This window comes from Streptomyces sp. Ncost-T10-10d, from assembly GCF_900091955.1.
In the GTDB taxonomy this organism is placed as follows: Bacteria; Actinomycetota; Actinomycetes; order Streptomycetales; family Streptomycetaceae; genus Streptomyces.
Genome location: NZ_FMDF01000104.1, coordinates 26823 through 37616 on the forward strand (window position 1 = coordinate 26823; position 10794 = coordinate 37616).

Consider the following 10794-nt stretch of genomic DNA (forward strand, 5'->3'; position numbering starts at 1 on the left):
CTCAGGCGAGGTGGTGCAGCTGCGCCAGCGGCACGACGTCGGCGGCGGGGGTGGCGGTGGGGACGCCGTCGACCAGGACGGGTGCCGGTTCACGGGGCACGACGACGTGCGGGGTCGCGGTGTTGTGGAGCATGTCGGCGCGGGTGAGGCCGCGGGAGCCGCGGATCGGCGCGTAGGTGAGTCCCTTGGGCAGCGCCGCCCGGGCGGCCCGGTCCGCCAGCGCGGCCTCGGCGACGAAGATCCGGGAGAGCCGCGCGGGCGCCTGGCCGAGGGCGCCGAAGTAGGGCTTGTACGTACGGGGCTGGGTCAGCCGGGTCGATCCCGAACCGGACCCCGTGTTGCCCCATGCCACGAATCCGGCCTTGATGACCAGTTCGGGCTTCGAGCCGAAGTAGGCGGGGTGCCAGAGCACCAGGTCGGCGAGGCGCCCCACCTGAGCGGTGCCGACCTCGTGCGCGAGGCCGTGGGCGATCGCCGGGTTGAGGGTGATCTTGGCGAGGTAGCGCAGGGCCCGCTGGTTGGCGCGGTGCTCGACGCCGCCCTCCCCGGCCGCCCGTGCCTGGAGGTGGGCGAGCTGCCAGGTGCGGCGGACGGTCTCGGCGATGCGGCCCATGCCCATGGAGTCGGAGTTGACGATGGAGATCGCGCCGAGGTCGTGCAGGGCGTTCTCGGCGGCGATCGCATGGGCACGGATACGGCCCTTGGATATCTCCACGTCGCTGGCCGAGTGGTGGTTCTGCCGGTGCACGGTCATCGTCATCGGGAACAGTTCCCCGACGGTGTTCGGGGTGTACGGGATGGTCGGCGTGGTCGACGACGGCAGGATGTTCGGCTCGGAGAGGATCTCCAGCAGATCGGGGTGACCTCCACCACCCTCCACGTGGTACGCGTGCACGGTCCGGCCCCGGGTGGAGCCGATGGTGTCGCGCAGATAGCCGGACTCGTTCATGGAGTCGGTGTGCAGGGCGACCGGCAGATCGGCGGCCTCGGCGGTGTCGAGGCAGTTGTCGATGATGCGCGGGGTGGCCCCGAAGTCCTCGTGGATCTTGAAGCCGCCGGCCCCGGCGAGCACGGACTCGTCGAGCAGGGTGCGGGAGCTGGACGAACCGCGGGCCAGGAACGCGATGTTGAGCGGGGTGCCCTGCCAGGAACTCATCAGGGTGTGCAGATTGTGGGCCGGATTGCAGCCGATCTCCCAGACCCCGCCGAGTCCCATGCCGACGAGCGTGGTGACTCCGGCCGCGAGCGCTGCGGGCGCCACCTCGGGCGAGGAGAGATGGACATGGCTGTCCACGATGCCGGGGGTGGCGATCAGCCCCTCGCCGGGGACGACGGAGGTGTGCGAGTCGATGGCGTACTCGACCGGCATCACGTCCGGGTTGCCGACGCCGCCGACGGAGACGATCCGGCCGTCCTTGATGCCGATGTCGGTCTTGCGGACGCCGAGAACCGGGTCCATGAGGACGACTCCGGCGACCACCATGTCCAGGGCGGAGTCCCGGTCGGAACGGGGCGAGGCCAGCAGCCCGTCGCGTACGGTCTTGCCGCAGCCGCCGAGCAGTTCGTCGCCGGGGGTGCCGTCGTCGGCCTCCACCTCGACCCAGAGCGAGGTGTCGCCGAGCCGGATCCGGTCACCGGTGGTGGGACCGTACAGAGCGTTGTACGTACGGCGGTCGATGCTGGTCATGCGCGCTGCTCCTCGGACTGGGCGTGCTGCGGGTGACGGGAGAGGGGGATCAGCGAGACCTCCCGGGACTCCCCCGGTTCGAAGGCCAGCGCGGTGCCGGCCGCGATGTCCAGCCGCAGCCCCCGCGCCGCTTCCCGGTCCAGCTCCAGGGCCGCGTTCACCTCGTGCAGCGGATAGTGCGAGGAGACGAACACCGTACGGTCACCGGTGTTGCGGAGGGTGAGGGTGGTGCGTGGACGCCCCTCGTTGATCCGTACCGGATCGGGGGCGGTCCGTACGGCACCGGGTGCGGTGTCGGGTGACCCCGGGCCGATCGGCCGGTCGACGGCGACGAGGGCGGTGCCGCTCGGGAAGAGCGCCTCGACCTGCACGGTGGTGACGATGTCGGCCACGCCGTCCATCACGTCGGCCTCGGTGAGCACGGAGCGGCCCACCTCGATCACCTCGTCCAGACCGAGTCCGTCCCAGGCGGCCTCCAGCACCTCGTCGCAGATCAGCGCGATGGCCTCCGGCGTGTTCAGCCGCCGGCCGCGCGCCCTGCGGCGGCGGGCCAGTTCGGCGACGGTGAACAGCTGGAGACGCTCCTGCTCGCGAGGCGTCAGATGCACTGCCAGGACCTCCCTGAATGCGGTGGGCCCGGAGGGGGATTCCGGATTGCCTCAGCTTCAAGGGCAACGAGCACAGATCCAACGTCGAAACATCACCCGTACGGCCCCTTACATTGGTCATATGCACACTCCGGTTTCCGATTTCCCTCCCCCGTCCCGTCGGATCGCCGAGCTCGCGGGCCAGTGCCTGGACAACATCGACGGTCTGATCGGCCAGTGGATGGAGATGATCAATCCGGTCCGCAGCGCCTATGCGGAGCGGGTGCCGGACGCCGATTTCCGCAGCTCCGCCTGGCAGGCGTTCGAGCTGCTGCTGCGTACGGTGGCGCAGCTTCCGGTGCCCGTGCACATCGCCGGGGTGTCGCAGCGCGTGGGTGAGCAGCGGGCCCGCCAAGGTGTCCCGCTGGACTCGCTGCTGGAAGCGGCCCGGCTGGACTTCCGGGTGGTGTGGGCGGCGCTGGTCCAGCGGGCGGACGAGGAGGACATGGCGGAGCTGGTGACGTCCGCGTACCACGTGTGGGAGGCCGTCGAGTCCCATGTCACGGGCATCATGACGGCGTATCAGCGCACGGTTCTGGAGATGGGCCGGCGCCAGGAGGACGAGCGGCGGATGTGGTTCTCCCGGCTGCTGGAGAGCGAGGGCCACAACCCGACGGTGGTACGGAACGCGGCGCTGGCCCTGGGCTTCGACGGCGCGGGCACGTTCCTGTGCGCGGCGGCTCCGGCGGCGGAGGGTTCGGGGCTGCACCGGGCAGCGACGGCGCTGCGCGCGGCGGGTGCTCCGGTGCAGTACCAGGCGGTCGGCGGGGACGCGGTGCTGGTGGTGGAGCTGGGCCGACGCACCACGTGGCAGTCGGTGCTGGTCCGGCTCGCCTCCACCCCGTGCGGTGTCTCGCCGCAGGTGAACGGGCTCGCGGCGGTGCCCAGGGCGGCTGTGCTGGCCATCGCGACGGCGCAGATGCTGCCGCCGGACGCCCGTTCACCGAGGCTGCTGGAGGACAGCTGGCTGGATGTGCTGGTGCGGCGGGCCGGGGACTTCGGCACGGATCTGGCCGCCGATGTGCTGGGCGGTCTCGATGGCCCCGGAGTATCGGCAACGGAGGCCGCACGTCTGCTGGAGACCGTCACCGAGCACCTGCGCGGCAGCGGCTCCATCGCGGACACCGCGACCGCGCTGTACTGCCACCGCAACACGGTCCAGCACCGCTTCGCCCGCTTCCACGAGCTGACCGGCCGCGACGTCCGGCGCCCCGACGACGCGGCACTGGTCGCGGTGGCCCTGCGGGCCAGGACCGCGGCCGCGGATTAGCGGCGCGGGCGCTGGGCCCGTGCGGAGGCGTACAGGCAGACGGCCGCCGCCGTCGCCAGATTGAGGCTCTCCGCCTTGCCGTGGATCGGCACCCTCACGACGGCGTCGGCCAGCGCCCGGGTCTCCTCCGGCAGGCCCCAGGCCTCGTTGCCGAAGACCCAGGCGGTCGGCCCGCCCATGGTCCCCGCGTCCAGCTCGTCGTCGAGGTCGTCGTCGCCCGCTCCGTCGGCGGCGAGAATCCTTACGCCCGCGTCCCTCAGCCCCTGCACGGCCTGCTCCACCGGAACACCGACGGCGACCGGCAGGTGGAAGAGCGAGCCGACCGAGGCCCTGACGGACTTGGGGTTGTAGAGGTCCACCGATGCATCGGTGAGCACGACGGCGTCGGCACCCGCGGCGTCGGCGCAGCGCAGCACCGTACCGGCGTTGCCCGGGTCGCGCACGTGGGCGAGGACGGCGACCAGCTTCGGCTTCGCGGCGAGGATCGCGTCGAACGGCGAGTCGAGGAAGCGGCAGACACCGATGAGACCCTGCGGGGTGACGGTCTGCGACACATCGGCGAGCACATCGCTGTCCGCGAGGTGCACCCGGGCACCGGCGGCGTGGGCGGCGTCGACGATGTCGGCGTACCGCTCGGCCGCCTCGACGGTGGCGAACAGCTCGATCAGCGTCGCCTCGCCGTCGCTGCCGCGGTGCCCGGCGGCCTCGCGCACGGCCTGCGGCCCCTCGGCGATGAACCTGCGCTCCTTGCCGCGGAAGTTGCGCTTGGCCAGCCGGCGGGCGGCGGTGACGCGCGGCGATCGCGGGGAGATCAGTTCGGGGGTGCCCATGGTCGGCGGCGAGCCTCTCTGCGTACGGAGGTGACGGACGTACGGAACATGTCGTGCAACGCACCGGACCCGCAGACGACGAGCGCCTGCGGGTCCGGCTCAGAAGACAGGAAGTGCGACCTGGATCAGGCGGCCTTCGGGGCGTTGACGTCGCTCGGGAGGGCCTTCTGGGCAACCTCGACGAGGGCGGCGAACGCGTTGGCGTCGTTGACCGCGAGCTCGGCCAGGATCTTGCGGTCCACCTCGATGTTGGCGGCCTTCAGACCCTGGATGAGGCGGTTGTACGTCATGCCGTTCTGGCGGGCAGCGGCGTTGATGCGCTGGATCCACAGCTGACGGAAGTCGCCCTTGCGCTTCTTGCGGTCGTTGTAGTTGTAGACGAGGGAGTGGGTGACCTGCTCCTTCGCCTTGCGGTACAGGCGGGAGCGCTGGCCCCGGTAACCGCTGGCCTGCTCGAGGATTGCCCGGCGCTTCTTGTGAGCGTTTACTGCCCGCTTGACGCGTGCCACTTTTTAACTCCTTGTAGCGGGGCCGTGGTTGGACTCACACGGCCCGGAAACGAATTGGTCCCGGTCTGAGTCGAGGTCGCCGCCCACGGATTCACCGAGGGCTGCGGACTCACTTGCCGAGAAGCTTCTTGACCTTCTTGGCATCGCCCGGGGCCAGCTCGACCGTGCCGGTCAGCGAGCGGGTCTTCTTGGACGACTTGTGCTCAAGAAGGTGGCGCTTGCCGGCGCGCTCACGGAGCACCTTGCCGGAGCCGGTGATCTTGAAACGCTTGCTGGCACCGCTGTGCGTCTTGTTCTTCGGCATCGCGCCGTTCTCTCCTCGTCAGTGGCGCCCCTCGCGGTGCGGGCACCGGACAGCAGGGGCGTCAGATCTTGGTGGGAATTCCGGGGAGACCCGGGGCCGCCTGGATGGCGGCCCCCTGAGGTCATGCCTCGGAAGGTGTCTCGGCCGGAGCCTCGGGCTGCGCTTCGGCAGCCTCGCCCGCAGGTTCGGCGTCGGGGGTCGCACCCTGACGCCCCGCCTTGCGGGCGGCCTGGGCCTCGCGGGCCTCGGCCATGGCTTCGGTCTTCTTCTTGTGCGGGCCCAGAACCATGATCATGTTCCGGCCGTCCTGCTTCGGGTTGGACTCGATGAAGCCGAGTTCCTCCACGTCCGAAGCGAGACGCTGGAGCAGTCGGAAGCCCAGCTCAGGACGGGACTGCTCACGACCACGGAACATGATCGTGATCTTGACCTTGTCGCCCTGCTTGAGGAACCGGACGACATGACCCTTCTTGGTGTCATAGTCGTGCGGGTCGATCTTCGGCCGGAGCTTCATCTCCTTGATGACCGTGTGCGCCTGGTTCTTGCGCGCCTCACGGGCCTTCATGGCCGACTCGTACTTGAACTTCCCGTAGTCCATGAGCTTGCACACGGGCGGACGGGCGGTCGCCGCCACCTCGACCAGGTCGAGGTCGTACTCCTGTGCGAGTTCCAGGGCCTTGGCAAGCGGAACAATCCCGACCTGCTCGCCGCTGGGACCGACAAGTCGCACCTCGGGAACGCGAATCCGGTCGTTGATGCGGGGCTCGGCGCTGATGGATCCTCCTCGGTAGCACCACGCGGCCGCCTGGCGGACAGCCACGTAACGTCTGTTTCGTGAGACCAACCGCACCAGCGCATCAAAAATGCCCCGGACGGGACACAGGCGGGGCTCCTGGAAAACCGGAACACCGCCGCGGTCAACCGCGGGGCGTATCGGGCGGCTCCATCGTCCGTACGGAACGATGGGCGCCACCTGACCGGTGACCTGCCATCCCGGAGGATGGTCAGGTGGGAGATCGGAGCCTCCACTTGTGGGCCGAGCACATAGGTGCCCAGCCGGTCGTTACACAAGGTTAGCAGCTCCCCCGGGCGCACGCGAACCAGCTCTCACCCACCGCTCCCGCAGACGGGGCGGCACCGGAGTGGGCCTATCGTATGGCGCATGAGTGACGCGACCCCCACCACCGATTCCCCCGGCTTCGACGACATGGCCCGCGACATCGCGGAGGTGCCCGCGGTCGAGGTGATCGTGACGGTCGCGGTCAATCTGATGAGCGCCGCCGCCGTGAAGCTCGGGCTGACCGAGGACGGCGACGAGCACAAGGACCTCGACGAGGCCCGCAAGCTGGTGCATGCGCTGGCCGGCCTGCTGGACGCCAGCACCACCGAGATCAGCTCCTTCCACGCGGCTCCGCTGCGTGACGGCCTGAAGTCCCTGCAGCTGGCGTTCCGTGAGGCATCGCTCGTACCGGACGAGCCCGGCCAGGGTCCCGGCGAGAAGTACACCGGCCCCGTCTTCGGCTGAGCCCGCCCGCCTTCTCTTTCTCACGACTTACGACTTACGACTTCTGACGACGTGAGCCCCCTGCCCGGGCCGGGCAGGGGGCTCACGTCGTCGCGCCGAAGTCGCCGTCCGTACTTCGAGCCGGCGGCCGGCTCGGGGGTCAGCGCGTGAACAGGGCCTCACCGGGCGTGGTCGCATCGGCCGGGAGCAGCGCCAGGTCCAGGCCGCGCACGAGGCGGGCGCGCAGGACTTCGTCGGCCGCCAGCAGTTCCGCGACCCGGCGGGCCGCGTCGGCGGGGTCCGCACCGGGTGCGAGGACGAGGGCCAGGGTGCCGTCGGCCCGGCCGGGGCCGAGGTGGGCGCGGAGCACCGCGGGCTCGGCGGCGACCGCGTCCCGTACCGCCGAGGTGACCGCGGGGTCGTCCAGCGGATCGGCGCTGGTACGGCCCTCGGCGAGGGCGAGCAGTGCGGAGCCGGTCAGCTCGAATGCGACCGGGCCGGCGAGATCGAGGACGACCGTGTCCGCCTTCTCGTGCGCGGCGGCCTGAAGCGCCTGATGCAGGGGGACGGCGACGGGGCGGGCCTGCGGGTCCCAGCGGGCCAGCGAGGCGGTCGAGGTGAAGGCGGGCAGGGCACGACGGTCCCCCGCCTGAAGGGTGGGGACGGCCATGTCACTGGTCTTCTCGCGACGCAGTCCCTTCTCGTCCTCCTCCACCTCCCCCAGGACGGCGACGACAGGGACCAGGAGCCGGGCACCCTTGAGAGCTTCGAGTACCGGGCCGATGGCCTTCCGGTCCTCGGACCAGGCGGCGAGTGCCGCGGTCAGGGCCGGGGAGGCCGTGCCGTCGTCGTCGGAGTAACCAGGGTCCGGAATGTTCTTCAGCGCCACAGGGCGAGCGTAGTGCCTGGGGTTTCCCACCCCGGCAACTGGGGGTTTCTCACCCCGGCAACCGGGGGTTTCTTACCCTGGCGACAGGTCGGACCCAGCCTGTGCCCAGGTGCCGTTCCTAGCGTCCGGGGCATGTCCCGAAACAGATTCCGCGGCTCCGCCCTGTTCGCATCCGTGACGGCCGTGATCCTGCTGGCGGGTTCGGCCGCGGGTGGCATCTGTCTGGCCGGCCGGTCGTCGGATCACACTCCCCACGCCGCGGCTTCCGTATCGTCCGTACCGGCCGCCGGGAGCACTCCGGTCCCGGCAACGACGAGTGAGGAGCCGACGGTGGATCTCGACGCGGCGCTGGCCGCGGCGGTGGAGCCGCTGCTGACCGACGTGGGTGACGCGGAGGTGTCCGTCGCGGTGCTGGACACCGGGAGCGGGGCACGGGCGGTCTACGGGGACGGGGCTTACGACACCGCCAGCATCGTCAAGGTCGACATACTCGCGGCGCTGCTGCTCATGGCCCAGGACGAGAAGCGCGTGCTCACCGCCGGCGAGCACGGCCACGCGAGGGCCATGATCGAGCGGAGCGACAACGCCTCCGCCACCGCGCTGCTGCGGGCGATCGGCGGGGCGGAAGCACTCGACGCGGCCAATGAACGCCTGGGCCTGACCGGGACGACGGCGGCGCACGCATGGGGGCTGACCCAGACCACGGCGGCGGATCAACTGGCTTTGCTGAAAGCGGTGTTCGGTACGGAATCGGAGCTGAGCGAGGGTTCCCGCACTTATCTGCAGGGGCTGATGGGGCAGGTCGTGGCCGACCAGCAGTGGGGGGTGTCGGCGGCGGGCAGCGGCTGGGCCCTGAAGAACGGCTGGATGCCCCGGACGGCGACCGGGCTGTGGGACATCAACAGCATCGGGCGGGTGAGTGCGGACGGCCGCACCTATCTGGTGGCGGTGCTCTCGGGCGGGCAGCGGACGAAGGAGTCGGGGATCGCGCTCGTGGAGTCGGTGGCGAAGGCGGCGGTGGGCGTGCTCGACGCCGCCGGGTGAGCGCGGTCCGAGCGTTGCTGGAGCCGCGTTCAGCGCCGTGCGGTGGCCGTCCTGTCGCCCCTGCCGCGCCACAGCACCACGGCCAGTGCCAGCAGGAGCGCTCCGAGGCCGCCCGCGGCGGGGGCGAGCCAGCCTGCGGGGCTGCTGTCACGGTGCTCGGGGGTGGGGCCGGGGCCGAAGTACCGCTTCCGGTATCCGGCCTCGGCGGAGTCGGCACGCAGGCCGGCGGGCCGGAGCCCGGCTCCGGCCTTGATCGCCGCGGCGGGGTCGACGATGCCGTACCCGCGGGCGTCGTCACGGCCGGACGCCGGGGCGCTGCGGGCCGTGTCCGTGAGCAGTTGCTTGATCTGGGCGGGCGTCAGTCCCGGATGTGCGGCGCGGACCAGGGCGACCGCGCCCGAGACGAACGCGGAGGCGGCGGAGGTGCCCCACTCCACGTAGTACTGACGGTCGGGGGCGGCGACGACTATGTCGACTCCGGGGGCACTGACGGTGGCGTACCAGCGGCGGGTGGAGAACGCGGCATGTGTGCCGTACCGGTCGACAGCGGCGACCGCGATCACGCCGGGGTACGCGGCGGGGTACGAGATGTGGTCGCCCTTCTCGCCTCCGTTGCCCGACGAGGCGACGACGACGGCCCCCTTCTTCAGCGCGTACTGGATGGCGGCGTCCTCGCCCGATTCGGGGTGCGCCGACTCGCTGTCGTCGCCGAGCGAGAGGTTGATGACGTCGGCGCCGTGGTCGGCGGCCCAGCGGATGCCGTCGGCGAGGGCCGTGCCGCGGGACTCCCGGGCCTTGGCACGGGCCGGGTCGGAGGCTTCGAGGATCACCCGGACCGGGAGGATCTTCGCCTCGGGCGCGATGCCCAGCACTCCGTCGCCGCGTCCTGCACCATGGCCGTGACCTGCGATGATCCCCGCCATCGCGGTGCCGTGGCGGGCCCAGGACCGATCACCGCGGCCGGCACCGAAGCCGATCATGTCCTTGCCGGGCAGCACCTGGCCCGCCAGGTCGGGGAGGCTGCCGTCGACCCCGGTGTCGACGACGGCAACGGTGACCCCCCTGCCCTTGGTGGTCCGCCAGGCCTGATCGGTGTGGAGCGCCTGAAGGCCCCACTGCTGGTCCCGGATGGCATCGGCCCGGGCCGGCGCCGCGGGCAGGAGCGCGAACGCGGTGGCGGCGCAGACCGCACCCAGGGCGCGGCGGTGGCGGCGGGTGCGGCGGCTCATTCCGGCTTCTCCGTGAGGTCGGTGATGGTCCGGTGCAGGCCGCGCTCGATCCGGTCGGCGATTCCTTTGGCCTCGTGGCCGAGCCCGGCCTGGGCGGCGGCCGTGGTGGCGTTCGCGGCCATCGCCTTGGCGACGGGTTGCGGATCGGTGACCGTTCGCCCGTCGGCGAATCCGGAGACGGCGAACACGATGACGGGTGCCTCGGTCAGTACATGGACGGTCCAGCTGGCGCGCTGCCGGTCGCCGAACCCGGCTGCGACCGTGCCCTTGACGGGGTACGTACGGGGCATCAGGTCGGTGCGCCGGTCGAGGTGCTGGTCGGTGAAGCGGGTGCTCAGCGCTCTCATGGCCTCGGTGTCGCCCTCGGTGAAGATCACCCCGACCGTGGTGACACTGCTGCTGGTGGCGTCGGTGTAGGTGGCGCGGAGCATGCGCTCGCATCCGACCTGGCCGAGTGTCCTGGCCAGCAGCGGGTCCAGGGCCGGCGTACAGCCGCTGTCCTGGGCGACGCCGACCCGGGTCCAGACCCGGTCGGCACCGCCGGGCCCCGCTCCGTCGCCATTGAGCGTGCGCGGGAAGAGAGTGTCCACGGGGACGCTGTGCCAGGCCGAGCGGCCCACGGTGTAGGTGCTGTGGGCGGCGGGGTCGGCCGAGGAGGCGCTGGTGAGCCAGGCGCCGGTGGCCGCGCCTCCGATCAGTCCGAGCCCGAGGACGACGCAGGCGGCGGCGGTCGCGGTCCTGATGGGGTGGCGGGTACGGAGTGGGGGCGCAGCCGGGTGGTGGTCTCCGCGGGTGTCTCGGGGAGCGGATGGCGGTAAGGGTGCGGGTACGCGTGCGGGACGTACGCCTGCCCGGGCGGTGGCGGGGTCGCCCCCCGGACG

11 protein-coding genes and 1 pseudogene are annotated in these 10794 nt (G+C 71.3%); 3 read left to right on the plus strand and 9 right to left on the minus strand.

Annotation, left to right across the window (positions count from 1 at the left end):
- Position 1: 1 nt before the first annotated feature.
- Positions 2–1687: an urease subunit alpha gene (locus tag GA0115254_RS16860; protein ID WP_093896117.1), complete on the minus strand. Its 1686-nt coding sequence runs from the start codon at positions 1685–1687 to the stop codon at positions 2–4.
- Positions 1684–2295, minus strand: coding sequence for an urease subunit gamma (ureA, locus tag GA0115254_RS16865; protein ID WP_093896118.1), 612 nt, complete (start codon positions 2293–2295; stop codon positions 1684–1686). The genes GA0115254_RS16860 and ureA overlap by 4 nt, the downstream gene beginning before the upstream one ends.
- Before the next feature lie 121 nt (positions 2296–2416).
- Here ureA and GA0115254_RS16870 point away from each other — a divergent pair, with 121 nt between their 5' ends.
- Complete coding sequence (locus tag GA0115254_RS16870; protein WP_093896119.1) at positions 2417–3604, plus strand: PucR family transcriptional regulator; 1188 nt, start codon at positions 2417–2419, stop codon at positions 3602–3604.
- Here GA0115254_RS16870 and GA0115254_RS16875 read toward each other — a convergent pair.
- The 4 genes from GA0115254_RS16875 to infC all read right to left on the minus strand — a co-directional run bounded on the left by GA0115254_RS16875 (position 3601) and on the right by infC (position 6067).
- Complete coding sequence (locus GA0115254_RS16875) at positions 3601–4434, minus strand: TrmH family RNA methyltransferase (RefSeq protein WP_093896120.1); 834 nt, start codon at positions 4432–4434, stop codon at positions 3601–3603. The two genes, GA0115254_RS16870 and GA0115254_RS16875, sit on opposite strands and share 4 nt — an antisense overlap.
- Before the next feature lie 125 nt (positions 4435–4559).
- Positions 4560–4943, minus strand: coding sequence for a 50S ribosomal protein L20 (gene rplT, locus GA0115254_RS16880; protein ID WP_018103794.1), 384 nt, complete (start codon positions 4941–4943; stop codon positions 4560–4562).
- A gap of 109 nt (positions 4944–5052) precedes the next feature.
- The gene (rpmI, locus tag GA0115254_RS16885) at positions 5053–5247 is read right to left on the minus strand and encodes a 50S ribosomal protein L35 (RefSeq protein WP_093896121.1); all 195 of its coding nucleotides are present in this window, start codon (positions 5245–5247) and stop codon (positions 5053–5055) included.
- A 121-nt stretch (positions 5248–5368) separates the two neighbouring features.
- Complete coding sequence (gene infC / locus GA0115254_RS16890; protein WP_218105547.1) at positions 5369–6067, minus strand: translation initiation factor IF-3; 699 nt, start codon at positions 6065–6067, stop codon at positions 5369–5371.
- Between the two features lie 342 nt (positions 6068–6409).
- Here infC and GA0115254_RS16895 point away from each other — a divergent pair, with 342 nt between their 5' ends.
- A complete protein-coding gene (locus GA0115254_RS16895; protein WP_093896122.1) occupies positions 6410–6772 on the plus strand; it encodes a DUF1844 domain-containing protein in 363 nt (120 codons plus the stop codon).
- Between the two features lie 139 nt (positions 6773–6911).
- On the opposite strand, the gene GA0115254_RS16900 is transcribed toward GA0115254_RS16895, so the two are convergent.
- Positions 6912–7640 (minus strand): SseB family protein, encoded by a 729-nt coding sequence (locus tag GA0115254_RS16900; RefSeq protein ID WP_093896123.1) that lies wholly within the window; start codon positions 7638–7640, stop codon positions 6912–6914.
- A gap of 132 nt (positions 7641–7772) precedes the next feature.
- On the opposite strand from GA0115254_RS16900, the gene GA0115254_RS16905 reads away from it, so the two are divergent.
- Positions 7773–8684, plus strand: coding sequence for a serine hydrolase (locus GA0115254_RS16905; RefSeq protein ID WP_093896124.1), 912 nt, complete (start codon positions 7773–7775; stop codon positions 8682–8684).
- A gap of 29 nt (positions 8685–8713) precedes the next feature.
- Here GA0115254_RS16905 and mycP read toward each other — a convergent pair whose 3' ends face one another.
- Together mycP and GA0115254_RS16915 are read right to left on the minus strand one after the other, a co-directional pair.
- The gene (mycP, locus tag GA0115254_RS16910) at positions 8714–9913 is read right to left on the minus strand and encodes a type VII secretion-associated serine protease mycosin (RefSeq protein WP_093896125.1); all 1200 of its coding nucleotides are present in this window, start codon (positions 9911–9913) and stop codon (positions 8714–8716) included.
- A pseudogene (locus GA0115254_RS16915) lies at positions 9910–10794 on the minus strand (hypothetical protein); the annotation flags it as partial. The pseudogene GA0115254_RS16915 and the gene mycP, both read right to left, overlap by 4 nt.